Raw genomic sequence first — 26,621 nt, 5'->3', positions numbered from 1 at the left:
CGGTCTTCATGTTTGCATCACTCGGACTTGCGGATTTTTTCCACAATCGCCGTGGTCGAGCTGTTTTCCACCAGCCCCAGCACTTTAACGGTGCCACCGTAGGCTTTGACGATATCGGCGCCGACCACTTGATCGATACCGTAATCGCCGCCCTTCACCAGCACGTCCGGCTTGACCTCGCGCAGCAGGTTTTCCGGGGTGCCCTCGGCGAAGCTGATCACCCAGTCCACCGCACCGAGACCGGCGAGAACCGCCATGCGCCGGTCAACGCTGTTGATCGGCCGGCCCGGCCCTTTCAGGCGGCTGACCGAGGCGTCGTCGTTGATCGCGACGATCAGGCGATCGCCCTGGGCCCGCGCCTGCTCGAGGTAGGTCACGTGGCCGGCGTGCAGGATGTCGAAGCAGCCGTTGGTGAACACGATCTTCTCATTGTGCGCCCGGGCATCGGCGACTGCCAGCAGCAGTTGCTCCAGACCCAGCACGCCACGCTCGGAACCTTCTTCACGCTGAATGGCGCGACGCAGTTCCGGGGCGCTGATCGCCGCGGTACCCAGCTTGCCGACCACGATGCCCGCCGCCAGGTTGGCCAGCGCTACCGCGTGCGGCAGTTCTTCGCCAGCGGCAATCGCAGCCGCCAGAGTGGAAATCACTGTGTCGCCGGCACCGGTCACATCGAACACTTCACGGGCCCGCGCAGGCAAATGCAGCGCCGGATGATCCGGACGCAGCAGGGTCATGCCGTGTTCGCCACGGGTCACCAGCAGTGCGCCGAGATCCAGGTCGTGCATCAGCGTCGCGCCCTTGGTCACCAGCTCGTGCTCATCGGCGCAGCCGCCGACGATGGCCTCGAATTCGCTGAGGTTCGGGGTGATCAGGCTTGCGCCACGGTAGATCGAAAAATCCTTGCCCTTCGGGTCGGCCAGCACCGGAATGCCTTTGGCACGCGCGGCCTGGATCAGCGCCTGATGGTTTTTCAGGGCGCCTTTGCCGTAGTCGGACAGCACCAGCACCTTGATGCCTTCGAGCAGATCATCGACCTGCGCGCCGAGGGCCAGTGCGTCGGTGGCGAACGGTTCTTCGAAGTCGATACGCAGCAATTGCTGGTGCCGGCTCATGACCCGCAGCTTGACGATGGTCGGCTGGTGCGCGATGCGCTGGAACAAGGCTCGCACGCCCGCACCCTTGAGGCTGTTGCTCAGGCTGTCGGCGGCTTCGTCGTCACCGGTCACACCGACCAGCGACGCCGGCGCACCCAGCGCGGCAATGTTCAAGGCAACGTTGGCGGCACCGCCCGGGCGGTCTTCGATTTGCTCGACTTTAACGACAGGAACCGGCGCCTCAGGGGAAATCCGTGAGGTACCACCATGCCAGTAACGGTCGAGCATGACATCGCCGACCACCAAGACAGGGGCTTGATCGAATCGCGGCATGGACAACTTCATGGAGCAACCCACATACAAAATGAACAGGGGCGCGATATTAACACAGGGTTGGCGAAGGCTTGTGCGGCGGCTGCAACAGGATGAAACAGCTGGCTTTTTTGCTCATTTTTTAAGCAGAAAAGCCGCCAACCGCTCGCAGGCCTCGCTCGGCTCGACCGCTTCCGTGTCGATCCGGCACTCCGCCGCCAACGGCGCCTCGTAAGGGCTGTCGATGCCAGTGAAATGCTGGATACGACCCTGGCGCACTGCCTGATACAAACCTTTCGGATCACGGCGCTCGCACACCGTGAGCGAAGTGCTCACATGCACTTCGATGAAGTCGCCCTCGGCAAACAGTTTCCGCGCAGCATCCCGCTCGGCCCGAAACGGCGAGATCGCCGCGACGATGACGATCAGCCCCGCATCAACCATCAGCCGGGCGACTTCGGCCATGCGCCGGATGTTTTCCCGGCGACCGGCATCGTCCATGCCCAGGTCCCGGCACAGACCATTGCGCACGTTGTCGCCATCGAGCAGAAAGGTGTGCATCCCGAATTGATGCAGGTGCAGCTCCAGCGAATTGGCCAGAGTCGACTTGCCGGCGCCGGACAACCCGGTCAGCCACAGGCAACGCGACCGCTGTCCCTTGAGCGCGGCTCGCGCCTGGCGGGACAGCGCAAGGCTGTAGGGGCTGATGGCAGGCCGTGTCACCAGACTGTGCAGCGCCTCATTCATAACCGAGCAACTCGTAGTCGCGCTGATAGGCCCGACGCACCAACCGACGGGTTCGCGTCGAGCAGAACTCCCGCGCCTTCAGCGGTTGGCGCTGCCGGGAGCTGTTGACGTGCGGCAACTGACACACCATCCCCAAGCGGTCGCAAACCTGTTTGAAATCCTGTTCCAGATGTTCCTGGTAACCGATGAAGTCCAGGGCCAGATGACCCAGTGAATCGGTGAGAAAGTCGGTCTGTGGGGCAAAGTGCAGCTGCCGCGAGATCGTCTCCGGATGCAGCCAGCGTGCGACAAAATCGTCGAAATCCCGATATTGCCGAACCATCTGCTGAGCGGCGTGATCGCGCCCGCCCAAGGTGTTGCCATGCAAAAAGGCGTAAGCCGAATAGGCGCGCTCCAGCGGATCGCGCACAAAGGCAAATTTGTAGGCCGCGGCATATTGCTCGGGAAATTGCTCTTCGTACCAGTACAACGGCAAGTGTCCGGGACGCCAGCCGTCGAACATCGCCGCGCACAAGCTGCTGCCGGCGCATTTGGGCACGTGGATAAACAGACAGTCGCGCTGCTCGAAGGCAGCGGGAAAGGCCAGACTGGCCGACATCGACTTGTTCACCACTTGCCGGTCGACCACCGACAGGCGCCCCAGCAGAAAGGCCCGCTGCGGCTTGGGCAGCAATTTCCAGAGATAACGTTGCAGCATGCCAGCACCCGCGCGAAGAGGATGGCCCCTTCGATTTGAAGTCAGAGTTCGTTCAGGAACCTTAACAAGCGCGATGGCCGGTTTTATGCCGGTTTGGTCAAGAAGGGTATAGGACTGGATACAAATCGCCGGGCGCATTGCGCGCCCGGGGTTTTCGGCGGGATCAGGCGATGTCTTCGGCCGGGGCGTCGAGGCCCATGGCGTTGAGACGCGCGTAGTAGCCGTTCTGTGCCAGCAGGTCGTCGTGAGTGCCGCGCTCGACGATCCGGCCCTGATCCATGACCAGAATCAGATCGGCCTTCTCGATGGTCGACAGGCGGTGAGCAATTACCAGCGTGGTACGGCCCTTCATCACTTGATCCAGGGCGGCCTGGATGTGCCGCTCGGACTCGGTGTCGAGAGCCGAGGTGGCCTCGTCGAGGATCAGCACCGGCGCGTTCTTGAGCAAGGCGCGTGCGATTGCCAGGCGCTGGCGCTGGCCACCGGAAAGCAGCACGCCGTTCTCTCCGACCTGGGTGTCGAGGCCTTCCGGTAACTGCGCAATGAAGTCCATCGCATACGCATCACGCGCGGCTTTCTCGATGTCTTCACGCGGCGCCCCGGCCAGGTCACCGTAAGCAATGTTGTTGGCCACAGTGTCACTGAACAGCGTGACATGCTGGGTCACCTGGGCGATGTGGCGGCGCAGGTTGAGCAGCTTGTACTGCTCGACTTCCACACCGTCGATCAGGATCTCGCCCTTGTCGTGGTGATAGAAGCGCGGAATCAGGTTGGCGAGGGTCGACTTGCCGCTGCCCGAACGCCCCACCAGCGCCACCATTTGCCCAGGCTCGGCCGAGAAGCTGATGTCGTCGAGTACCTGACGTTCGGTGCCCGGGTAGGTGAAGCTCAGGTTGCGCACATCGAGGCGACCGCTGACCGAATCGCGCTCGACCGTGCCGGTATCGACTTCCGGCTCGACGTCCAGTTGCTCGAAAATGCTTTCGGCACCGGCCACACCCTTCTGGATGGTCGAACTGACTTCGGACAACTGGCGGATCGGCTTGGGCAGCAGGCCGGCCAGGGTGATATAGGCGACCATGTCACCGGCCGACGCGTCACCGCGCAGGAACAGCACCAGGAACATCAGCACCGCCATGGCGCTGTAGATCACCAGTTGCAGCATCGGCGTGTAGATCGCGCCGGTGCGAGTCATGCGCAGTTGCTTGTCGGTGTTGCTCTGGCTGGCGTCGAGAAAGCGTTTCTCCTCGTAAGCTTCACCACCGAAGCTGCGCACCACGCGATAGCCCTGGATGGTTTCCGAGGCGACGTGGGTGACGTCGCCCATGGCCAGCTGGATCTTCTTGCTCTGCTTGCGGAATTTCTTGCTGGCGGTGCGCACCATCACGGCGATCAGTGGCAGGATCGCGACCATCACCAGCGTCAGCTTCCAGTTCATGAACAGCAGGGAGGCGAACAGGAAGATCACCGTCATGCCTTCACGGATTACGACCTTGATCGCATCTGTTGCCGCCCCCGTGACCATCGTCACGTTGAAGGTGATACGCGAAATCAGGTGACCGGAGTTATGCTTGTCGAAATAACGGTTGGGCAGGACCAGCAGGTTGTTGAACAACTGCACCCGCAGGTCGTGCACCAGGCCCAGGGAAACCTTGGCCAGGAAATAGTTGCCCAGATAAGATCCCAGACCCTGCCACGCAGCGATCAGAATGATCAGCAGCGGTACGGCCTGCAACAGTTGCAGATCGCGCAGGTAAGGCACGGTGGGAAACAGCACCGCCTCGGGATTGGACAGACCGTCGACAAAGTACTTGAGGATGTAGCCGAGCATCGGCTGGGTCGAGGCAAAAATCAGAAAACCGACGATGCTGATCAGGAACAGACTGATGTACGGCCGGACATAGCCGAGCAGGCGGAAGTAGATTTTCAAGCTCGAAGGGCTTGCGGCGGGACTGGAGTCGGTCATATCACGCGAAAGTCGATAAAAAGGACGCTGACTTTAGCACAGCTTCTTCAGGGTTCTGGCAATCGGGCAAAGGCTGCTATTGTTAGGCATCTTTTTCAGCATCAAATAGCCATCATCGAAATGGCCGATCAACTTCAGGATTGAATCTCTCAGCATGCAACTTCGCGGCTTCAGCAGTACGTCCAATCGAATTTTCGATTTCATTAGTCTGTGGATACTCCCCGCCGGCTACTTCCTGCTCTTGTGCGCACTGTTTTTCCTGCCGGGTCGCAGCCTGCATCACAAACTGTTTTACGGCTTGTTCAGCATTCCGACGCTGATCGCCATCTGCTTGCGCCCGCGGGCGTTCAAGGAGTTGCTCCAGGAGCCACTGATCATCGCACTGCTGCTGTTCGTCGCCTGGGCGCTGCTCAGCCTGTGCTGGGGACCGGGGGATGAACCGATCGGCGGTATGTTCAAGCCGCCGCTGCACACCTTGCTGTTGTTCGCCGGCTGCTACCTGCTGGTGCGCTATCGCAACGATATCCTCCAGCCCTTGCTGTTCACGGCGGCACTGGTTGCGCTAGTGGCCACCAGTGTCTTCCTGATCCATTTTGCCCGCACCTATGAGCCCGGGATGCGCCTGGTCGGTGGTGGCGCCTTCGACAACCCGCTGCTCAGTTCTCATCTGTTCGGTTTCTTTTGTGCCTACTGGCTCAGCATCAGCATGACCTGCAAGCGTCGCCAGCTGCTCTGGCTCAGTATGCCGGCGATGGCGATCATGTTCGCGGCGGTGATCGGCACCGGTTCCAGAACCCCGCTGGTCGCCCTGACCGCGGCGGCACTCTGGCTGTGCTTCATCTGCTGGAACCGTCGTTCGCTGCTGCTGCTGGGCGCGCTGGCCACCAGCGGTGCGGTGGTCATGGCCGTGTTTTCGCAAATGATCATCGAACGTGGCGACTCCTATCGCTTCGAAATCTGGCAACTGGCCTTGAACAAGATTTCCGATCATCCGTGGATCGGCCACGGCTATAACGCCAACCTGTCGATCGATCCCGGTGTCGGATACAACTTTCAGGAGCCGCACAGTTTTGCGCTGGGTGTCCTCTATTACGTCGGCCTGCTGGGCCTGCTGCCGTGGCTGTTCTTCCTCGCCTGGGGACTGCTGAGCAGTTGGCGCCAGCGTGTACAGCCCTTGCTGATCATCGCCTCGACCCTGCTGGTATTCGGTATCGGTGCGGGACTGACCGAGGGTGGCGGCATCCTTTCGCGGCCCAAGGAGCACTGGTTCCTGCTGTGGATACCGCTGGCACTGATTGCCGCACTGAGCGTTAACCTGCGTGCCCGCCGCCTGCTGGACAGGCCGGTGGTAAAACGCTCGGCAGCCGACATGCAGCAGCTGAGCCAAAATGCCCGGATCATCGAAGAAGACGGCCTGGGGCCCAAAGTTCTGCGCTTGGAAGATGGCAGTTTCCTGAAACTATTCCGCCGTCGCCGCTGGTACACCTCCGGCACCTTCAATCCCTACTCCGAGCGATTTGCCGTGAACAGCGAGCAATTGCGCAGGGCAGGCATCCCGACCCCGGAGATACTGGGTCTTTATCGTCTCGAAGACGGCAGCAGTGCCGTCCATTATTCGCCTTTGCCGGGCCATACCCTGCGTCAGGTGCTGCAAGGCATCACGGCTCCCGCAGTACGCCAGGCCCTGGTGGAACGCTTTGGCAAGTTCATGGCCCAACTGCATGAACAGGGCGTGTATTTCCGCTCGTTGCACCTGGGCAACGTACTGGTGCTGGAGGATGGCGAATTCGGATTGATCGATCTGGCCGACCTGCGCATCTATCCGTCGCCCCTGAGCCTTTCATTGCGCCAACGCAACTTGCGTCACATGCAGCGCTACACGGAAGACAAGCGCTGGCTGTTCGAGGATCACTTCGATGCCCTGCTCCAGGGTTATTCGGTGACGGCCTCCAAAGCTGCGGTCGACAATCTGCACCGGCAGGTGCAACAGGGAGGTCGCCCGGTCCGGGCCCATTGATCATGACGGATACAAACCCAGTCTATGCCGCGATAGCGTATCTGATTGCTATCGCGACTTCGGCTCTGCTCCTTCGCCTGCTACCCAAAGCGGCCACGCATCTGCAACATGCCGGCGAAAGCCGCTATGGCAGTATTGACGGCCTGCGTGGCTACCTGGCTTTTGGCGTATTCATCCATCACGCCATCATCACCTGGTTTTACCTGCGTACCGGTGTGATCGACTTTCCGCCCAGCAACTTCTACTCGCAACTGGGTCAGGCCAGCGTTGCGCTGTTTTTCATGATCACCGGTTTTCTGTTCTGGAGTCGTCTGCTCAAACAGGGCCGTGATCACGACTGGCAGGCCTTTGCGGTGTCACGGGTATTTCGGCTTTACCCACTGTATCTGCCGCTGATGCTGATCGTGTTTGTCACGGTGTTCTACCTGCAAGGCTGGGAACTGAAGGATTCCGGTACACAACTGGCCGGGCAGATACTGGCCTGGCTGACCTTCGACCGACCTGACATCAATCAGTACCCGCAGAGCGGGATGTTGATTTCCAACGTGACCTGGACGCTGGCCTATGAGGTGTTTTTCTACCTGGCACTGCCGCTGCTGGGGCTGGTGTTCATCTATCGTGGACACTGGCTGCAAGTGGTGCTCTGCCTGATCGGGATCTACACCCTGTATCAGGTGGTCGGTTGGGAACATTCGCTGAAAAAGCACTTCCTGGCGAGTTTTCTGGGAGGGATTGCCGCAGCCTACTGGGTGCGTCGCCCGCAGCTGGCGGCATGGGGTCAGACACGTCTCGCCACCGTAATAGCCCTGCTGGCTCTGGTCCTGGTGATGACGCTGTACAAACGCGCCTTCAACCTGATGCCGTTGCTGCTGTTGACCGTGTTCTTCCTGATCGTGGCCTCGGGCAATCCGCTGTTTGGCGCCCTGCGCCTGCGCAGTGTCCGCTGGCTGGGAGAGATCAGCTACAGCACCTACCTGCTACACGGTTATGTGCTCTGGATCATGGTGCAGCAACTGCCGCACTTCATACCCTTCAACCCGCAAAACCCGATCCTCTATCTGCTGTTGATGGCCGTGTGCAGTTGCCTGCTGATCGTCATCGCCAGCCTGACATTCCTGTACATCGAAAAACCGGGCATTGAAGCGGGCAGGACATTTCTGCAGTGGTTGCGCCAGAAAAGGTCCGGGTCGAAGAAGCTGGCCGAGAAAGCCGTTCAGGATCGCTGAGCAGCTATGTCGATCGACGCTGTCGGGCGTAACTGAGGAATCCCTCGACGTCATCGCTGCACAGCGTGCCGGCCAGCCCGTTCAATTCGGCTTCCGGCCAGTCCCACCAGGCACTCTGCAACAGCTGGTGACGCTGTTCCTCGGGGAACCGCCAACGCAGGAACTTCGCGGGATTGCCCCCCATGACCGCGTAGGGCTCGACATCCCGCGTAACCAGCGCACCCGCCGCGATGATTGCACCGCTGCCGACAGTGACGCCCGACAGGATCGTGCAACCGGAACACAGCCAGACATCGTTGCCGATGGTCACGTCACCATGGGTGCCGCTGTAATCGCTGATGTGGGCCGCCTCCGGCAGCATCGCCGGAAACGGAAACGTGGTCACCCAGTCGGCACGGTGATGCCCACCGAGAAAAATCTGCACGCCTTCGGCAATCGAACAATAGGCGCCGATGTTCAGCGTCGAGCCTTCCTTCCAGTCATGCACCAGCGGCAAGCCATAACTGCCCCGACCGAAACCATAGTCAGGGTAGGCCTGCCGGAATCGCGCCGTGCCGCGTTCGATCTTCGGCAATTTGCGAATAGCCCGTTTCGCGCGTCGCTCGCGCCAGCGCTGAATCCAGCCCATGGCTCAGTCTTTTTCCAACGGTGAAAACAGCAACCGGCCCAACCCGCGCCAGGTTTTCTTGTTCCAGGCCTTGAACGGGATTTGCGCCAACAGCTCCCGCGCCAGTTTGCGATCGCGGTTGGCGGTTTTCAGGAACATCGAGTTGAGCGACTTGTAGCGCACTTCGTCGTACAGCGGATGATCGCTGAACAGCGCGTAGGTGCGCAGGATGTTCTCGATCATGAAACGGTGATTCTTGTAGGAGTTGGTGGCGTGCTTGCGGTAGCGCGCCATCACCACGTTCAGGCCATCGATGAAGTACCCGGCGCGGGTAATTTTCAGCTCGATGTACAGATCCTCAAGACGAATCGTCGGGTCGAACCCGCCCACCTTGTCCAGAGCCTCACGACGGATCATCAGGGTCGGTGCCGGCGGATACGGCTTGCGTTCCAGGAACATGTCATCGAAATCCGCGCGACGGAACGGCACGTCCCGGCGCTGACGCTTTTCCGGGTAGAGATTGCCGTCGGCGTCCATCAGCTCGATGTTGCCGGCGCAGATGCCCACTTCCGGTTTGCCGTCCATGTAAGCGACCTGAGTGGCGATCCGGTCGGGGTACATGATGTCGTCGGAGCCGAACGGCACGATCAGGCTGCCCTTGGCCCGTGCGATCGCGCCGTTGAGCGTATTGGTCAGGCCCTGGTTCTGCTGCACCCGGAAGTCGAAGCCGTGCTTGGCCTGCAAGGCAGTGATGCGCTCGACACTGTCGTCCTTCGAACCGTCGTCGACCACCAGCAGCTCGATGTTCTGGTAGCTCTGGTTGATGACGCTGAGGATGCTTTCCTCGATGTACGGGCCATGGTTATAGGAGGCGATGATGACAGTGACGAGAGGTTGCTCACCGCTCACGACTGCGGACTCGCTGAAGGCTCTTTCTTCGCTCATGGCTCTTTCTTCGCTCACGGCTGTTCCTTGCGGGCCTGCTCCAGGCCGGAGTCGATCAGGTTCAGGTATTCCTGGCGGAAGACCTCGATGTCGTGCTGCTCCTGCAAATAACGGTAGGCCTGCTCGCCCTTGGCCTTGAGCTCGTCATCCGACAGCGCGAGGTAGGTGTCCAGCGCCGCAACCAGGCTCGGTACGTCCCTGGGCGTGATCGACAAGCCACCGGCACCTTCGATCAGCGGCAGCATGGCCGGCACGTTCGAGGCGATCACCGGCAGATGCCCGCTCATGCCTTCCAGCAAGGCCAGGCCCAGGCCTTCGGCCAGCGACGGCATGGTCCAGATATCGAACGCGCGCACGTACTGCAGGGCGTTTTCCTTGAAGCCCAGCAGGTGCGCCCGACCGCTCAGGCCCAACTGTTCGATCTCGGCGGCCAGCGGCGCCTGCAGGCGCCCGGCACCGATGATTGCCAGCTGGGTGTTCGGGTATTTGTCTTTGAGTTGGGCGAAAGCCTGCAACAGGTAAGTGTGGCCCTTGACCGATACCAGTCGCCCCAGCGCCCCGATCAGCCGCACCTTCGGGTCGATGCCCAGCAACTCGCGAGCGCGTTCGCGACTGTGCTGCAAACCTTCGGCCTGCTCGATGTCGATGGCGTTGGTGATCGCGTACGTGTTCTGGTCAGTGAAACCGCAATCGCAGTCCAGCAAATACTGTTTGACCGCCGGCGACACGCCGACGAAGCGCCAGTGCCGATCGATCAGGCGCTGAGTCTGGCGACGACGGTAGAAGCGGTCGTACTCGCCGAAACCGTGGGAAATGCCGATGCACAGCGGCACTTTCAACCAGCGGTTCAGCGTCAGCATCATGTTCACCGGTTTGAAGCGGTTGCAGATCACGACGTCGAATTTTTCCCGGCGGCAGAACTTGTACAGCTGCCACATCGCCCGCAGGCGCATGCCCTTCAGGGACTTGTCGGAAAACTCGAAATACACCGAACGGTCAGCACGGCTGACGGCTTCGCCCGGCCCTGGCTTGCCGCGCAGGAAAGCGGCGGTCACTTCGTAACGATCGGTCGGCAGCGCCTTGACGATTTGCTCGGCGAGGTCGGCGAAATCATGGGATTTGACGTTGTAGTCGGGCTGCAGCTGCAACACCTTTGACCGTTGACTCATAAATCTCCCCGGTTGACGCCCGTTTCGCCCTGTTTGAGTAGCCAGAACAGCTCCTGGCGCCTGACCGCTTTTCTGAAAAATTCGTTCTCGCCGTAGACCGACGGCATCCGACCGGCCAGCAGTCGCTGAAACAGCCGGCGCAGGCGACGCTTGAACGGGGCCGGTGGCTGCAGGTCATGCATCATGCTCAGCGCCATGGCCTTGTCCCGTTGTAATTCGATCGACAGCGGCAGGCACAGCGGCTGCATCGCCACGCCTGCGTCGAACGTCGGCGGCAAGGCAATGCCCTGCCCACTGTCGCCCATCGGCCAGCGGTCATTGTCGTGCAAGTGATTGGCGTAACCGAGCAGGGTCGGTTGGTAATCGAGACCGCGCAAGGCTTCCAGCACCGCTTCCTGGGCGCAGATATGGTCGGGATGCGGATCCAGCGTCGGGTGCGGCAACACGATCACATCCGGGCGCGCGCGGGCCAGTACGTCACGCAGGTCGGCCAGCAGGTTGTTCCAGGTCGGCGCGCCGTCGGCATCGCCGGGCAAGGCAAACGGATTCAGCTGACGAAACATCCGCGTGTCGTTCAGATCGGCTTCCCGCGAGCCAATCGGTTGATTGGGCGCAGCCTGCATCGCCGCCAGTTGCAGGCAGAAATAACCGAGCTGCACGCAATGTTCCTGCGGCACGCCAGCCCAGCGCGGTACGGCAAGACTGTCCCAGGCACGCAAGCGGCCCTTGAGCCGCGCCGCCTCGACCTTGTTCAGGCCCATCTGTTGATAGTGTTCGGCTTCGATCTCGCCGGCAGTCAGGGTCACGATCCAGGCTTCTTTGGCCTGGCTGTACAGACCGTAGGCGGCCAGTTCGGCATCGTCGGCGTGAGGGGCGATGACCATCACCCGCTGCTGGCGGTAGTCCGGTTGCTCCAGCGCCCACAGCACCGGCTCACCGGACACCCGGCAAAAGCGCCCGCGCAGACGCAACTGGCCTTGTGACAAGGCCTGCGCCTGACCGCTGAGGTTCAGATAACGCAGGCCATTGACGCCGCGTTCGAACGTCTGCGCATCGGGATGGGTGCCACCAGCCAACTCGACCCGAGGATCGAAGAAGCGTCCCAGAAAGCTGCTTTTGACCTTCACGGCGAGGATCAGCGTGGCGTCGTCCACCAGCATCACACCCTCGTCGAGGCGCAATTGCTCGCCGTTCAAATGCACTTTTGGCTGCGGTGTGAACGGCGGAAAGCTGTATTGGTAATCGTCTTTCGGCGAATAGAACAGGTGATCGGCGAACCAGGCTTCGTGGGCGATCCAGCCAATCACCGCCAGCACCAGCGGCAACCACCAGGCCACCAGCACGCCGAGGGCGATCAACACGATCAGTGCGATCAACAGGCCGATGCGCTTATTGCGCCGGTGACGCTTGAGCAGTTGCTGTTTGCGGCTCATGGGCTGACTCATACGGTGAAGACCGGCACAGGATTGCACCAGCGATCCTTGTATTCACGGTCGGCGCGACCGAAGGAAAAGCGCAGCGGCTTGTCCAGTGCCCGCGCATGCTCCCAGGCAGATTGCGTATTGAGGAAACTCAGGACGCTGCCAGGGCTGAATTCACGGGTTTCAGGATCGACGCCACCGTTGATGTACTCGACGCTGATCCACTCCGGGGCTTCGACGCGGTACACCAGTTGGATGGCGATCGGTGCATCGTTGAGGAAGATCACCGAGCCGATCAACAGCTCGCGCAACAGCTCGATGACTTCGGCCATGCGCGCCGCGCCAGTGGCCGGGAAACCCCAGCGGCGCTGAAACAGGACGCAATAAATGGCTGCCAGTTCGGCACTGGAAAAATCGCTGACCGGCCGCACCACCCCGCCCGCCTCTTCCAGCAGGCGCAGTTCACGGCGCTGGTTGTAGCGAAACTTCTTCGACAGCTCTTCGGGAGTGCGGGCCATGGCCAGTTGTTCGGTCTGCAACTTGAGGCCGCTGAAGCGGTTTTCGTTGAGCGCCGACAGGTAGCGCCCGCGATGGCGCAGCGGGGCCTGGGCATCGGCGGCGGCCGGCAGGATCAGCTCGGCGTTGCCGAGGTCGAACAGGCCTTTCTTGCCGTTGCGTTTGAGCACGTCCTTGGACAAGGCCAGGTCGCGGCCCCAGGTCGGGATCGCGGCTTTGATTTCGCCCTGCTGTTCCCAGGCCAGATAGCGCACCGGGATGCCGGCCAGATTCGCCAGACGCTCGACGACCATGGGATGAGTCGCGACGCTGCCGCCGAAACGTTGCCAGGCCTGTGCATAAGTTGAGGCGTCAACGGGCGACCAGCCACGTTCGCGCCAGCCTTGAAATCGGTTGAGCATCAGCCCCTCGGTGCCAGATCGGTAACTTGCGGCAAATGCCAGAAGGTGTCGCGTACGGCGCGGTCGGAGAAGCGCTCGCGCAGGCGTTCGAACATCATCTCCGCGCATTGGCGACGCTGCTGCTCGTCCATACCGGCCAGATGTTTCAGGCCCTGGGCCAGATGTTCTGCGTCACCCAGCGGGAACAGAATGCCCACGCCTTCGACCACTTCCTTCGCCCCGCCACACGCCGTGGCCAGCAACGGCACGCCGGCGGCCATGGCCTCCAGCAGCACCATGCCAAACGGTTCGTGGTCGGAGCTCAAGGCAAACACATCGAACGCGCGGAAGTAATTGCGCGCATCCGGCACCTGACCGAGGAACAGCACGCGATCACCAACGCCCAGCTCACGGGCCTGCGCCTTGAGTTCGTCCTCAAGACGACCCTTGCCGAGAATCACCAGTTGGCTGTTGGCCGGCAGACCGGGCAATGCCGCGGCAAAACCGTGCAGCAGCGTGGCCTGATCCTTGTCCGGGTGCAGACGACCGACGTTGCCGACAATGAACGCATCCGCCGACAGACCGAGGGTCTCGCGGGCTTCACGGGCGGACACCTGACTCATCTGCAACGCCGAGACATCGATGCGGTTGTAAAGGGTCTGGATACGCGCCGCCGGCCATTTCGGCAGACAGTGGCGCATGTCGTCGCGCACCGCATCGGACACGCCGAGCAGGCTCAGACGCTTGCGGAAAATCTGCGCAAAGAGTTTGCGCGAGCCGCGTTTGTAATCGCCAAACGCGTGGTGCACGCCAATCACCGGCAGCGAAGTGCCGAGCAAGGCGATGTAGATCGGCTTGAAGCGATGGGCGATGCAGAAACTGAAATTGCGTGAAGCGGCGATCTTGCGCAGATCGCCGATGGCGCCCAGCTTCAGGCCACGAATGGCCTTGGAGCTGTATTCCATGAACAACACTTCATCGGAGGCGCAGGCCGCGGCCACCTCGCTATCGGCAGCCCCGGTCAGAAAGACCGTGGTGACCCGATAACCGGTGCCCGCGAACAGGCTGGCGTACTGCCGCGCGCAGTCGAGGAACGGCCCGTCATAGCCGTGACAGAACTGCAGCACATGGCGTTCAGCCGAGCGTGTCATAAGCGTTTGCGCCTTCTTTGACCACCAGGATGTCTTCCATGATCAGGTACTGCAGATCCGAGCCGAAGAACATGTTCAGGGCGTCGGTCGGCGAGCAGATCATCGGTTCACCACGGCGGTTGAGCGAGGTGTTCAGGGACACGCCGTTGCCGGTCAGCACTTCGAGCGCCTTCATCATGTCGTAGTAGCGCGGGTTGTATTCGCGCTTGAGCACCTGGGCCCGGGAAGTACCGTCTTCGTGGACGACTTCCGGCACGCGGGTCTTCCACTCTTCAGCCACTTCGAAGGTGAAGGTCATGAACGGCGCCGGGTGATCGATCTTGATCATCTGTGGCGCAACGGTGTCGAGCATCGACGGGCAGAAAGGCCTCCAGCGCTCGCGGAACTTGATCTGGTGGTTGATCCGGTCAGCCACGCCAGCCACGCTCGGGCAGCCGATGATCGAACGACCGCCCAGTGCACGCGGACCGAACTCCATGCGGCCCTGGAACCAGGCCACCGGGTTGCCATCGACCATGATCTTGGCGATCTGCTCCGGCATGTTGTCGAGCTTGCGCCAGGTCGGCTTGTTCTCGTGACGGGCGCACGCGGCGATCACGTCTTCGTTGCTGTACGACGGGCCGAGGTAGACGTGTTCCATCTTCTCGACCGGCACGCCACGGGCGTTGGACACATAGGCCGCTGCGCCAACCGCCGTACCGGCGTCGCCGGAAGCAGGCTGTACGAACAGCTCCTTGACGTCGTCGCGGGCGATGATTTTCTGGTTGAGCTTGACGTTCAACGCACAGCCACCGGCGTAGGCCAGCTTGCCGGTTTCCTTGAGCACGTCGCCCAGGTAGTAGTCGATCATCTGCAGCGCGATTTTTTCGAACAGCGCCTGAATGCTGGCGGCGTAGTGGATGTACGGCTCGTCGGCGATGTCGCCTTCGCGCTTCGGACCCAGCCACTCGATCAGCTTCGGCGAGAAGTAGTAACCCTTGCCCTTCTCTTTATAGCGACGCAGGCCGATCACGTTGGCGTAGTCGGTGTTGATCACCAGTTCGCCGTTCTCGAACGAGGCCAGACGCGAGAAATCGTATTTGCTGGCGTCGCCGTACGGCGCCATGCCCATGACCTTGAACTCGCCGTCCAGCATGTCGAAACCGAGGAACTCGGTGATCGCGCCGTACAGGCCACCGAGGGAGTCCGGATCGAAGAATTCCTTGATCTTGTGGATCTTGCCGTTTTCGCCATAACCGAAGAAGGTCGTGGCGTACTCGCCCTTGCCGTCGATGCCGAGGATCGCGGTTTTCTCTTTGAAACCCGAGCAGTGATAGGCGCTGGAAGCGTGGGCCAGGTGGTGTTCAACCGGCTCGATCTTGATTTTCTTCGGATCGAAGCCCAGTTGCTCCAGGCACCAGACGATCTTGTTGCGATAGCGCTTGTAGCGACGGTTGCCCATCAGGATCGCGTCGAGTGCGCGGTCCGGGGCGTACCAGTAACGCTTGGCGTACTGCCAGCGAGCCTTGCCGAAAATGCTGATCGGGGCGAACGGAATCGCCACCACGTCAACGTCGGACGGCTTGATGCCTGCCTGCTCCAGGCAGAACTTCGCCGATTCGTAGGGCATGCGGTTCTTTGCATGTTTATCGCGTACGAAGCGCTCTTCCTCAGCCGCCGCGACCAGCTTGCCGTCGATGTACAAGGCTGCTGAAGGATCATGGCTAAGGGCGCCGGACAGGCCAAGAATCGTCAATGCCACAGGGGTCTAGCCTCTTTAGTCTGCATTCAGGCGCGATGCGCCTTGAAAAATGATGTGCCCTCGCACCGGGCGAGAGACAGCTAAAGGGCGGGATTATAGCGTAAACGTGGCGGGAATGACCCTGTGCGAATTGCCCCATGTCGTTCAACCCACAGAACCCTTGTCCATGGGCCTATCCACGGCTTGGTCGCCAATAAACACTGATATTCCCGTCCACTGCCTGGCGATAGATCGTGTAAGGCAGAAACGCCGTGTCGAACACCCCGGACAGGGTCAGGTCGAGCAGGACGACCGGCACCAGAATGCCAGTAGGATCGGGCGGCGCGTGCAGCAGGCAGAAATCGTGGGCGAGCCCGCTGTAGATGCGCGGAATCGACTGACAGTAGGTCTTCTGTTTGCGCAGGCCGCGCGTGGCGCCTTCATCGTCCTGCAACACCGTGACGGCGGTGCCGCAGCCGGACAGTGCCAGGGAAAATGCGCCGATCGTGATAGCGTTTTTGATGCTCAAGATTTGCCCTCCGGGAACGTCGGGGCAAACTAGCATCGGGGTTTTGCGAGGGGCAGTTCATGGGTTCCGGGAAGGCCGTAGGACAAGTCACAAGGATTTGTCGCCACATGCCTTGCCCGAATTCAACTGCAGAAATGTCTTACGCGCTGGCGAAAACAATCATGCAGTGCCCACTACATCCTTGGGCAATCGCTGATCGATCACATGATACAGCGCACTGCTCTCAGGCCAGTTGCGCATGAACCGCGCGCGATCCCGGGCATAGGCCGGGGCGAAGCTGCCCACCGAGCCGTGCTGGCACATCGAGTCCAGATCGATCAGCGCCCAGCGGTCTTCTTGCCAGAACAGGTTATGACCCTTGAAGTCGCCATGGCTGATGCGTTCGGCGATCAACCGTGCAAACAGCTGATCCAGTGCCTGCAATTCGCTTTCAGGCGCTTCACCGCTTTCAACATATGGCGCAAAGCGCTCGATGATGTCCGGCCCCGCCAAGTGTTCGGTGATCAGATAGGCCTTGCTGCGCAGCCAGAAAAACCGGGTTTCCAGTACTGCCAGCGGTTTTGGTGTGGCAATGCCGAGAAACGCCAGGCGATTGCCTTCGCGCCAGGAATGCCAGGCGCGGCTTGGACGCCAGAAGCGCTTCAGCCAATGGGCAAAATTCTTGATGTTGTAACGCTTGATCACCAGAGGACGCCCGGCAACCTCGACCTTGCCGACACTGGCCGCGCCGCCGGTCTTGTACAAATGGCCCTGATCGAGCAAGGCATCGGCCTGTTCCAGCACCGGCAGCATCGCGGGCTCTTCCTCGCGGCGGATCGACCGCAGACCGAACGCGCCGCGCTTGACGCTGAACAGCGTGCATTCACGACCGACCTTGATCAGGTAATCCTTCAAGCGCCAGGCGCGCACCTTGTCGATCTGCTTTTGCAGGGCTTCCAGCGGCAGCGCGTGTTCGCTGTTGCTCAGCAGGTAATACACCAGCAATTCTTCGGTGAACGGCTCGAGCGATTTGGGCAACTGGGCGAAGAACACCCCGAGGTTTTCCAGCACTTTGTGCCGGGACAACGGCTGGCCGGCATTTTCTGCACAGATACCGGCGCCATCGATCAGATACAGCTGACCACCGTGGCGCAGCAGGTTGTCCAGATGCAGGTCTTCCTGCCACAGGCCTTTGCCGTGCAACTGACCGATGGCACCAAGCGCTTCGGCCAGCACCGCCGATTGTTCGTCGGCCAGCACCGGCAAGGATTCGACCTTGCTCCAGGCATCGCCCAGGCTCTCGGCGCCTTCGAGGAACTCGAACAGCAGCCAGCCACCCTCGCCGTCCTTCAAGCCATCGGCCAGCAGCAACGGCGTGGTCATGCCCTGGGCGGCGAGCAGTTTCACGCCCTCCAGTTCACGCTGAAAATGCCGCGCTGCCTTGCTGCCGACCAGCAATTTGGCCAGCACCGGACGCCCGCGCCACACACCGGCACCGACGTAACGCTGCCCCGGCAACACCCGCAACAGGCTGAGCAACTGCAAATCGGCAGCGCCCGCCGCATCGGCCAGCGAAACCGTCAGCGGCAGACTCGGCGTACGCCCGGCATTTTTCAGGTCGGACAGCTGCATCAGCGGGTCTCCTTGCGACTGCGCCGCGCGGTCAGCCGCGTGACCCAGCTATCGACCAGCGAACTGTCCGTCGATTGATCGAGATACGCCGCCAGCAGCTCACGCAATTGCGCTTCGCTCCACTCCGGCGCACGGCGCAGCAGCGGCTCCAGATCCTTGACCCGGTCACGCATACCGAACAGCAACGGCCGAGTCTTCTCCAGGTCGATCAACTGGGCCTGATAGCCGTCGCCCTCGGCACGCAGGAAAATGTGTTTTGGATAGAAGCAGCCATGCACCTGACGCATGCCGTGGAGATGGCGCGCCAACAGGCCGCAGGACTTGAGAATCGCCGATTGCTGCGCGGCATCGAGGTCCGACCAGCGCTGCAACAGCGAATCGAGATCGTCCCAGCCGTCCAGCGCCCGGGTCAGCAGGATCGCACGGACTTCGCCGTTGACCTTGCGCTCACCGAAGAACGCCGCCTGCAACGCCGGAATGCCGAGCTTGTTGTAACGACTGATGTTGCGAAATTCCCGGGCGAACGTCGGCTCGCCGAAGGGCGCGTGCAGGGTGCGGGTCAGGTAATTGCACTGGCGCTTGAGGTAATAGCCATGCCCTTCCAGATCCAGACGAAACACGCTGCTCCAGCCGCCGCCATCGGTGTTGGGCTCATCCACGGCGTCGAGCTGCTTGGACCACAGCGCATCGAACGTGCCGAGACCGTGGCGCTCCAGCAGCGCACGGTCTTCAGCGGCCAGAAAATCAGTCATTCGCGTCCCTCGAAAAATCTCACCACGTGGCGAATCCGTTGCTTGTCGGCGGCATTCAGCCGATCACGTCCACGGTATTGCAGGTAAAAGCGCAGGCGCTGGGTGTTCGACAGGTGATACTTGGCCACCTTGTCGAGGCAGGCCAGATCCTTGGTGATCCGATACTTGAGCCAGAAACCGCGCCAGAAATCGCCGTTCGGGCAGTCGATCAGAAACAGCTGCGCCTGATCGTCGATCAGCAAATTGCGCCACTTCAGATCGTTATGGGTGAAGCGGTGGTCGTGCATGACACGCGTATAAGCAGCCAGCTGCCGACTGACGCCGTCGACCCAGGCACGATCCTTGAGCTTGGGATCGTTGCGTTCGGCCAGCGCCGACAAGTCTTCGGTGCGCGGCAGTTCACGGGTGATCATCGCCCCGCGATCGTAGGCCATGCCGTTGCGCTCCAGCCCCCACGCCACCACTTCGGCGGTGGGAATGCCCCACTTGGCGAAGCGTTTGAGGTTCTGCCATTCCATCTTCACCCGGGGCTTGCCCAGATAACGCCGCAGGCCCTTGCCGGCACCGGTGTAGCGCTTGACGTAATAGTTGACGCCGTTGAGTTGCACGCGAATGACTTCGGACAATGGATCGCGAGTCAGGCGCTCGCCCTGAAGGGCAAATACCGCTTCGAGGCTACCGAAATACTGCGCAAGTTCACTGTACTCAGGCTCCAGATTCCAACCCGCCATCAGAGCGCATCCCCGTACCGTTGCTTGCGCGCGTAGAGCTTGTTGGCCTTGCCTTCGAGCCAGCTCAGCAACGGCGCTTCTTCAGCCAGGATCTGGCGCAGCGGTTGCTGGAAGTAACCTTTGAGGAAGCGCAGCTTGTCGCGGCGGGTCAGGCCGATGTCCAGTGCGGAAAAGTACAGCGCCGCCAGATCCTTGTTGCGCCAGCGCTGAGTGATCGCCGGACGGGTCTGGGCGCGGTGCAGGTCGATCACCGAGAGTTTGAAATCTTCGGGCGTGACCGGTTTGTCGGTGTGCAGCAGGAAGTGGCAGATGTAGCAGTCGCGGTGATTGACCCCGGCGCGATGCATCATGCCGGTCATGCGCGCGACCTCGGCGATCAGCGCCCGCTTGAGTTTCGGCTGCGGCGGTTGCTTGACCCAGTCGATGCTGAAGTCTTCGAGACTGATGGTCGGCGCCAGCTCTTCGGTGACGATGAACGAATGCTGATCCGCCGGGTTGCTGCCCTTCTCGCCGTAAGCGACGGCGGTCATGGTCGGCACGCCGACTTCCTGCAAACGCTGGATGGCTTTCCATTCCTGACCCGCGCCGAGCACCGGCAGTTTGGCGGTCAGCAGGTTCTTGAAGATCTCGCCCCAACCGATGCCCCGGTGAATCTTGACGAAAAAGCCATTGCCGTCGACTTCCGTGCGCAACGTCCGGCGGGCTTCCAGCTCGCGGTACACCTCGCCCTGCAAGCCCTCGACTTCCACGAATGCATCGCGGCCAGCCCACAGGCTCTTGAACGGTTCAGCCAGCATCAACTTCATTTAAGCGTGCTCCGCCAGAATCACATCGGCCGCGTGCTGCGGCATGCTGTAGAGGTCGGCCGTCTCGGCGAAGGCCAGACCGTTGCGGCTCCAGGCCGCCCGTGCAGCGTCGTCGTTCAACATGTCAGTCAGGTATTGCGTCAGTTGCGCCTGATCGAACGGTTCGTCCAGCACTCGCCCGGCGTCGGCCTCGGCGATGTAATGGGCGTAACCGCAGACCGCGCTGACCAGCACCGGCAACCCGGCGACCAGCGCTTCAAGCAGCACCGTACCGGTGTTTTCGTTGTACGCCGGGTGGATCAACAGATCGGCGCCGAGCAGGAAACGCGGGATATCGCTGCGCCCCTTGAGGAACGTCACGTTGTCGCCCAGGCCCAGCGTCGCACTCTGCATCTGGAACAATTTGGGGTCATCCTGGCCGATTACAAACAGCCGGGTGCGTTTCTTCAGCTCGGCAGGCAATGCGGCCAGCGCTTTCAGGCTGCGATCAACACCCTTTGTCTTGAACCCGGAACCGATCTGCACCAGCAGCAGTTCGTCGTCCTTGAGATTGAATTCGGCGCGGAAACCGGCGCGAATCTGGTCGGCATCCGCAGGGCGGCGACGGTCCTGGGCGATGCCCGGCGGCAGCAGGTGGAAGCGTTCCAGCGGCGTGTCGTAATGCTTGATGAACAGCGGCTGCTGCACTTCGGAAATCATCAGCACTTCGGTCTTCGCGTCTTTGGCGAACACTGCGCGCTCGTACTCGGCGAAGTGGCGGTAACGGCCCCAGCGGCGATACAGCGAATTGCGCAGGTTCTGCGCCTTGTCTTCGAAGCAACCGTCGGCGGCGTAGTAGACGTCCAGCCCCGGCATCTTGTTGAAGCCGATCAGGCGGTCCACCGGGCGCTTGGCCAGGTCCGCTTCCATCCACGCGCTGAGCTTTTCGTTGCGCCGGTGATTGAAGAACGCCTTGACCGGCGCCACCAGCACTTCGAAACCGGGTGGCACGTCGCCTTCCCAGATCAGGGTGTAGACGCGGATCTGGTGCCCGCGCTTCTGGCATTCGAGGGCGATGCGCATGAAATCGCGCTGCAAGCCACCGAACGGGAAATATTTGTACAGGACAAAAGCCAATTGCATCAGCGCAGCTCCTCAGCCATCAACAACGTGCTCAGTCGGCTGGCAACACGCTCGGGATTCAGACGCGTGAAGCACAGGGGCCACTCGCGTTTCAGGTCAAACTGACGGGCATCCTGCGCGGTCGGTTGATACGTACATTTCTTTTGCAGGCACGGCGCGCACGGGAAATCGCTGCCGAGGTGAATCTGCAGCTTGCCGTAGGCGCCGGTCAGGCCCGGATTGGTCGGGCCGAACAGGGAAATCGTCGGCACATCCAAAGCGGCGGCAAGGTGACCGAGGCCGGTGTCCACCGCGACGCAGGCCTGGGCGCCGGCGAGCACCTTGCCGACCCCGGCCAGGTTCAGCTTCGGCAGCACTTCGGCGTGTTTGAAACCGGCGGCGATGCGCTCGGCCCGGGCCTTCTCCAGCGGGCTGCCCCACGGCAGCTTGATCCCGACGCCGAGGTAGCCGACCCGCTCGGTCAGCTCGCGCCAGTAGGCTTCCGGCCAGTGCTTGGTGTCCCAGGTGGTGCCGTGGAGGAACACCACGTAGGCATTTTTGCGCGGCAGTTCGACCAGACGCTCGACGTTGAGGCCGTAATCGCCCAGGCCTTTGGGCAAGTCATAACCCAAGGCGATAGCGAACAATTGGCGCACACGCTCGACAGCATGCTGACCTCGGGCCACCGCCAGTTTGCGGTCATAAAAGCGCGCGGCGATCGGCTCGCGGGCCGAGCCCTTGTCGAGACCGGCCACCGGGGCTTTGACGTAGCGGGTCAGCCAGGCGCTTTTCAGCAGGCCCTGAGCGTCGATCACCAGATCATATTTATTCGCCCGAACGGATTGCTTGAAGCGCTTCCATTCGCCGCTGGTGATGGTTTTCCAGATGTTTTTGCGCCAGCGGCGGATCGCCACCGGAATCACTTTGCCTACGGCCGGGTGCCAGGTCGGAATCTCGGCGAAACCTTCTTCCACCACCCAGTCGAACTTGATCCCGGGAATCGCCCGGGCGGCGTCGGTCAGCGCCGGCAACGCGTGAATCACGTCGCCCAGCGATGAAGTCTTGATCAGCAATACCCGCAAGTTAATGAACCTCGACCACAGAGCCCTGCAAACGCTGCAAGGCATCGTTGACCGCGTCCGGCATCAGCTGGCGCAGACAGTTGTAATGGCCGAAACGGCAAGTGCGGTCGAAGCAAGGGCTGCAATCGAGGCCCAGACGGACGATTTCCACATGCTCGGCCAGCGGCGGGGTGAAACCCGGCGAGGTCGAACCGTAGACCGCCACCAACGGACGATTCAGCGCGGCGGCCACGTGCATCAGGCCGGAATCGTTGGAGACCACCGAGTCGGCGCAGGACATCAGGTCGATGGCCTCGGCCAGCGAAGTGCCGCCGCTGAGGTTCACTGACTCTTCGCGCAGGCCCGGAATCAGCCGCGCGCGAATGTCTTCGCCGACCGCGTGATCGTTCTTCGAGCCGAACAGCCAGACCTGCCAGCCTTCGCGGATACGCGCCTCGGCGACCTTGGCGTAATGCTCGGACGGCCAGCGTTTGGCTTCACCGAATTCGGCGCCGGGGCACAACACCAGCACCGGACGGTCGAGGGTCAGACCGAACTTGGCCAATGCGGCCTCGCGGGTCACCGGATCGATTTGCAGACTCGGGCGCGGATAAGGTTTCGGCAGCTCGGCGTTCGGCTCGTAGGCCAACGCCATGAAACGCTCGATCATCAGTGGATAACGTTCTTTATCCAGCGTGCGCACGTCATTGAGCAGGCCGTAGCGGAATTCGCCGCGCCAGCCGGTGCGTTTCGGGATGCCGGCGAAGAACGGCACCAGCGCCGACTTCAGCGAGTTCGGCAGCAGGATCGCCTGGTCGTACTGGCCGGCCAGGGATTTGCCGATCCGCCGACGGGTCGCCAGCTCCAGCGCGCCGTGGCCGAGCGGGAAGCTCAAGGCCTTGCGCACTTCGGGCATGCGTTCGAGGATCGGCCGGCTCCACTCGGGGGCCAGCACGTCGATTTCGCACTGCGGGTGGCGCTGCTTGAGACACTGAAACAGTGTCTGCGCCATCACCATGTCACCGACCCAACTGGGCCCAACGATCAGAATATTCATGTGGTTTCCATAAACGAACCGGGGAGGCTTTACGCCTCCCCGTCTCGAGAATCAGCTTAGCCCCAGCTCACGCCAGATCCGCATCACCTGCCGCCGTTCGTCTGCGAACTGATCGCCCGGTATCACCCCGGCGTCCTTCTGCAAGGCCTGCCGGTGGGCGGCGGAACGATAGGCCTTGTAGGCCTCACGCAACAGGCTGGCGTCTTCGGCAGGCATCAGCCCTTCGTGCTCCAGCTCTTCCAGAATGCGGATATTGTCCGTCCAGCGCAGCAACGGCGGGTGGGTTTGCGACCACGCCAGAGCCGCGTATTGCACCATAAATTCAATATCGACGATACCTCCGGCGTCCTGCTTGAGGTCGAACGGCGCCGTGGCCTCGAAGGCATTCGCCCCGGTACCGGCGGCGGTGCTCTTGCTGCCGAGGTTGTCGCGCATCTTGGCGCGCATCTCACTCACTTCCTGTTGCAGTTTCGCCAGATCCCGCGCCTTGCCCAGCACCTGGGCCCGGACGTTCTCGAACGCCTGGCCGACATCCTTGCTGCCCACCAGCACCCGCGCCCGCACCAGCGCCTGATGTTCCCAGGTCCAGGCTTCATTTTCCTGATAGCGCGCAAACGCGCCGAGCGAACTGACCAACAGCCCGGACGCCCCGGACGGACGCAGGCGCATGTCCACTTCGTACAGCTGACCGGAGTTGGTCTGCGCGGTCAGCAAGTGAATGATCCGCTGGCCGAGCCGGGTGAAGAACTGCGTGCCATCGATCGGTTTCGGGCCATCGGTTTCGGCCTGCTGGTCGCCATCGTGGATGAACACCAGGTCCAGATCCGAACCATGCCCCAACTCGATCCCGCCGACTTTCCCATAACCGACAATGATGAAGCCGGGATCGCACAGCGTGCCATCGGTGCGCAGCGGCGTGCCGTACTTGGCCACGGTCTGGCGCCAGGCCAGGGCCAGCACTTGTTCCAGAATCGCTTCGGCCAGCCAGGTCAGGTAATCGCTGACTTTCATCAATGGCAGGCTGCCAGCGATTTCCGAGGCGGCGACGCGCAAGCGATGCGCCAGTTTGAAATGGCGCAGCGCTTCCATCTGTTGTTCGAGGTCGTCTTCCGGGATCCGCGTCAGGCGCTCGCGCAACTCGGCGGCCAGTTCCGGCGCCAGCGGCGGCTTGAACAACCGGCCTTCGTTGAGCAGTTCATCGAGCAGCAGCGGGAAACGGGTGATCTGCTCGGCGATCCACGGACTGGCGGCGCACAGCGTCAGCAAACGCCGCAGCGCGCCGGGGTTTTCCGTCAGCAGCACCAAATAAGCCGAGCGCCGGGCTACCGCTTCGACCAGCGGCAACACCCGCTCAAGCACCAGATCGGGATTTTCATGCTCCACCGCCTGGGCGAGCAGACGCGGAATAAAGGCATCGAGACGCTCGCGCCCCAGACGCTGCATCGCCCGCAACTGCGGGCTGGCACGCAGGCTCGCCAGTGCCTTCAAGGCCTTGGTCGCGTCAGCGAAACCGCCCTCTTCCAACTGGCGACAGGCCGCTTCCTCGTCCTGAGCCTCTTCCCACAGCGGCAGCCATTCACCGCCGACCACCACTTCGCTCTCGACGCCTTCGTCCTCATCGGGATCGGCGATCACTTGCGCAAAGTGCCACGCCACCCGGCCGCGCCAGAACATCAGCTTCTCGTGGAATGCCTCCCAGTCGTGGAAACCGAGCATGAATGCGATACGCGCCTGATCCTGAGCGCTGTCCGGCAGCATCTGGGTCTGGCGGTCGGCAATCGCCTGAATCGCGTGTTCGGTGTAACGCAGGAACTCGTAACCTTCGCGCAGTTCGCTGATCACCGCCGGCGGCAGATAGCCCTGCCCTTCGAGCGTGCTCAACACCTTTAATAGAGGGCGCTGTTGCAGACTCAGGTCGCGACCGCCGTGAATCAGTTGAAAGGCTTGGGCGATGAACTCGACTTCGCGGATACCGCCCGAGCCCAGCTTGATGTTGTCGGCCATGCCTTTGCGTCGCACTTCCTGCTGGATCAACTGCTTCATGGTGCGCAGTGCTTCGATCGCCGAGAAGTCCAGATAGCGCCGGTAAACGAACGGCCGCAGCATTTCCTGCAACTGCTCGCCCGCCACCTGATCGCCGGCCACCACCCGCGATTTGATCATCGCGTAGCGTTCCCAGTCGCGGCCCTGATCCTGGTAATACTGCTCCAGCGCATTGAAGCTCAGCACCAGCGCGCCGGACGAGCCGTACGGGCGCAGGCGCATGTCGACGCGGAACACGAAGCCGTCGACGGTGATAGGGTCGAGGGCCTTGATCAGGCGCTGGCCGAGGCGGATGAAGAATTCCTGGTTATCCAGCGGGCGCTTCACGCCGACGGTTTCGCCGCCCTCGGGGTAGGCGAAGATCAGGTCGATGTCCGAAGAGAGGTTCAGCTCGACCGCGCCGAGCTTGCCCATGCCGAGGATGACCATTTGCTGCGGTTCGCCGCTGCGCCGGCCGGTCGGCGTGCCGAACTGGTCGCAATGGCGACGGTACAACCATTGATAGGCCTGATCGATGCTGGCGTCGGCCATGTCCGAGAGATCGCGGCAGGTCTGCACCAGATCGGCCTGGCGGTTGAGGTCGCGCCAGATGATGCGAACCTGATGCCGGGTGCGCTGACGACGCAGGGCCCGGCCCAGTTCATCTTCGGTCTGGGCGAGGCTGACGGCGGCGGCGATCTGCCCGCACAACTCACCTTTGGCGAACGGCCGGTCCAGTTCGCCGGACTGCACCAGCGACAACAACATCAAAGGGTCACGAACGCTCTGTTCAATGACGAAATCGCTGGCGGCGCTGACGCGGGCGAACTGCGCCCAGCGTTCCGGCGTCCAGGACGAGAAGCCGTGATCGTCTTCCAGTTGACCGACGGCCGCACGGAACGACTGCTCCGATCGGCTGACCAACGGCAGGAGAATGGCGGGCAGTTCGGCAAGCGCGGGCAGGGTCATGGTCTATCCTT

The 26,621-nt window shown here is 61.7% G+C and carries 22 protein-coding genes; 2 read left to right on the top strand and 20 right to left on the bottom strand.

The features are described 5' to 3' along the window. Positions 1-17 precede the first annotated feature (17 nt). The 4 genes from hldE to msbA form a co-directional block, all read right to left on the bottom strand. The gene (gene hldE / locus LOY31_RS02485; RefSeq protein ID WP_007952241.1) at positions 18-1,442 is read right to left on the bottom strand and encodes a bifunctional D-glycero-beta-D-manno-heptose-7-phosphate kinase/D-glycero-beta-D-manno-heptose 1-phosphate adenylyltransferase HldE; all 1,425 of its coding nucleotides are present in this window, start codon (positions 1,440-1,442) and stop codon (positions 18-20) included. A gap of 102 nt (positions 1,443-1,544) precedes the next feature. Beyond that, positions 1,545-2,156, bottom strand: a complete 612-nt coding sequence (gene cysC, locus LOY31_RS02480) for an adenylyl-sulfate kinase (RefSeq protein WP_258712792.1) — start codon at positions 2,154-2,156, stop codon at positions 1,545-1,547. Then, positions 2,149-2,853 carry a sulfotransferase family protein gene (locus LOY31_RS02475; protein ID WP_258712791.1) on the bottom strand — a complete coding sequence of 235 codons (705 nt, stop codon included), beginning with the start codon at positions 2,851-2,853 and terminating at the stop codon, positions 2,149-2,151. The genes cysC and LOY31_RS02475 overlap by 8 nt, the downstream gene beginning before the upstream one ends. A gap of 163 nt (positions 2,854-3,016) precedes the next feature. Next, a complete protein-coding gene (gene msbA / locus LOY31_RS02470; protein ID WP_221533692.1) occupies positions 3,017-4,819 on the bottom strand; it encodes a lipid A export permease/ATP-binding protein MsbA in 1,803 nt (600 codons plus the stop codon). Positions 4,820-4,973: 154 nt separating this feature from the next. On the opposite strand from msbA, the gene LOY31_RS02465 reads away from it, so the two are divergent. Continuing rightward, the gene (locus LOY31_RS02465; RefSeq protein ID WP_258712790.1) at positions 4,974-6,836 is read left to right on the top strand and encodes a bifunctional O-antigen ligase/aminoglycoside phosphotransferase family protein; all 1,863 of its coding nucleotides are present in this window, start codon (positions 4,974-4,976) and stop codon (positions 6,834-6,836) included. A gap of 2 nt (positions 6,837-6,838) precedes the next feature. Continuing rightward, positions 6,839-8,062 carry an acyltransferase gene (locus LOY31_RS02460; protein WP_085608469.1) on the top strand — a complete coding sequence of 408 codons (1,224 nt, stop codon included), beginning with the start codon at positions 6,839-6,841 and terminating at the stop codon, positions 8,060-8,062. A gap of 4 nt (positions 8,063-8,066) precedes the next feature. Here LOY31_RS02460 and LOY31_RS02455 read toward each other — a convergent pair whose 3' ends face one another. The 16 genes from LOY31_RS02455 to glnE all read right to left on the bottom strand — a co-directional run bounded on the left by LOY31_RS02455 (position 8,067) and on the right by glnE (position 26,610). Beyond that, positions 8,067-8,690 carry a CatB-related O-acetyltransferase gene (locus LOY31_RS02455; RefSeq protein WP_085608468.1) on the bottom strand — a complete coding sequence of 208 codons (624 nt, stop codon included), beginning with the start codon at positions 8,688-8,690 and terminating at the stop codon, positions 8,067-8,069. Positions 8,691-8,693: 3 nt separating this feature from the next. Further along, the gene (locus tag LOY31_RS02450) at positions 8,694-9,614 is read right to left on the bottom strand and encodes a glycosyltransferase (protein WP_258713584.1); all 921 of its coding nucleotides are present in this window, start codon (positions 9,612-9,614) and stop codon (positions 8,694-8,696) included. A gap of 14 nt (positions 9,615-9,628) precedes the next feature. Next, positions 9,629-10,783, bottom strand: a complete 1,155-nt coding sequence (locus tag LOY31_RS02445) for a glycosyltransferase (RefSeq protein WP_085608467.1) — start codon at positions 10,781-10,783, stop codon at positions 9,629-9,631. Next, complete coding sequence (locus LOY31_RS02440) at positions 10,780-12,216, bottom strand: PIG-L family deacetylase (RefSeq protein WP_258712789.1); 1,437 nt, start codon at positions 12,214-12,216, stop codon at positions 10,780-10,782. The genes LOY31_RS02445 and LOY31_RS02440 overlap by 4 nt, the downstream gene beginning before the upstream one ends. 8 nt (positions 12,217-12,224) lie before the next feature. After that, the gene (locus tag LOY31_RS02435; RefSeq protein ID WP_258712788.1) at positions 12,225-13,121 is read right to left on the bottom strand and encodes an antimicrobial resistance protein Mig-14; all 897 of its coding nucleotides are present in this window, start codon (positions 13,119-13,121) and stop codon (positions 12,225-12,227) included. Then, positions 13,121-14,251, bottom strand: a complete 1,131-nt coding sequence (locus LOY31_RS02430) for a glycosyltransferase (RefSeq protein WP_221533688.1) — start codon at positions 14,249-14,251, stop codon at positions 13,121-13,123. The genes LOY31_RS02435 and LOY31_RS02430 overlap by 1 nt, the downstream gene beginning before the upstream one ends. Further along, the gene (locus tag LOY31_RS02425) at positions 14,235-15,992 is read right to left on the bottom strand and encodes a carbamoyltransferase (protein ID WP_007952261.1); all 1,758 of its coding nucleotides are present in this window, start codon (positions 15,990-15,992) and stop codon (positions 14,235-14,237) included. Before LOY31_RS02425 ends, LOY31_RS02430 begins: the two co-directional genes overlap by 17 nt. Before the next feature lie 172 nt (positions 15,993-16,164). Then, on the bottom strand, positions 16,165-16,500 hold the full coding sequence (locus LOY31_RS02420) for a YceK/YidQ family lipoprotein (protein WP_258712787.1): 336 nt from the start codon (positions 16,498-16,500) through the stop codon (positions 16,165-16,167). A 159-nt stretch (positions 16,501-16,659) separates the two neighbouring features. Continuing rightward, complete coding sequence (locus tag LOY31_RS02415; protein WP_258712786.1) at positions 16,660-18,111, bottom strand: lipopolysaccharide kinase InaA family protein; 1,452 nt, start codon at positions 18,109-18,111, stop codon at positions 16,660-16,662. Continuing rightward, a complete protein-coding gene (locus LOY31_RS02410) occupies positions 18,111-18,863 on the bottom strand; it encodes a lipopolysaccharide kinase InaA family protein (RefSeq protein WP_007952279.1) in 753 nt (250 codons plus the stop codon). The genes LOY31_RS02415 and LOY31_RS02410 overlap by 1 nt, the downstream gene beginning before the upstream one ends. Beyond that, on the bottom strand, positions 18,860-19,594 hold the full coding sequence (locus LOY31_RS02405; RefSeq protein ID WP_007952281.1) for a lipopolysaccharide kinase InaA family protein: 735 nt from the start codon (positions 19,592-19,594) through the stop codon (positions 18,860-18,862). Before LOY31_RS02405 ends, LOY31_RS02410 begins: the two co-directional genes overlap by 4 nt. Continuing rightward, complete coding sequence (gene rfaP, locus LOY31_RS02400; RefSeq protein WP_085608461.1) at positions 19,594-20,400, bottom strand: lipopolysaccharide core heptose(I) kinase RfaP; 807 nt, start codon at positions 20,398-20,400, stop codon at positions 19,594-19,596. Before rfaP ends, LOY31_RS02405 begins: the two co-directional genes overlap by 1 nt. Next, on the bottom strand, positions 20,401-21,522 hold the full coding sequence (locus LOY31_RS02395; RefSeq protein WP_085685321.1) for a glycosyltransferase family 4 protein: 1,122 nt from the start codon (positions 21,520-21,522) through the stop codon (positions 20,401-20,403). Further along, positions 21,522-22,583, bottom strand: a complete 1,062-nt coding sequence (gene waaC, locus LOY31_RS02390; RefSeq protein ID WP_221533685.1) for a lipopolysaccharide heptosyltransferase I — start codon at positions 22,581-22,583, stop codon at positions 21,522-21,524. Before waaC ends, LOY31_RS02395 begins: the two co-directional genes overlap by 1 nt. Before the next feature lies 1 nt (position 22,584). After that, complete coding sequence (gene waaF, locus LOY31_RS02385; protein ID WP_039766536.1) at positions 22,585-23,619, bottom strand: lipopolysaccharide heptosyltransferase II; 1,035 nt, start codon at positions 23,617-23,619, stop codon at positions 22,585-22,587. A 51-nt stretch (positions 23,620-23,670) separates the two neighbouring features. Then, a complete protein-coding gene (gene glnE / locus LOY31_RS02380; protein WP_085608459.1) occupies positions 23,671-26,610 on the bottom strand; it encodes a bifunctional [glutamate--ammonia ligase]-adenylyl-L-tyrosine phosphorylase/[glutamate--ammonia-ligase] adenylyltransferase in 2,940 nt (979 codons plus the stop codon). Positions 26,611-26,621 lie beyond the last annotated feature (11 nt).

The organism is Pseudomonas sp. B21-021 (assembly GCF_024749205.1).
Lineage (GTDB): Bacteria > Pseudomonadota > Gammaproteobacteria > Pseudomonadales > Pseudomonadaceae > Aquipseudomonas > Aquipseudomonas paraglycinae.
The sequence above is the reverse complement of the archived record's forward strand: the minus strand, read 5'-3'. Positions and strand labels throughout refer to the sequence as shown.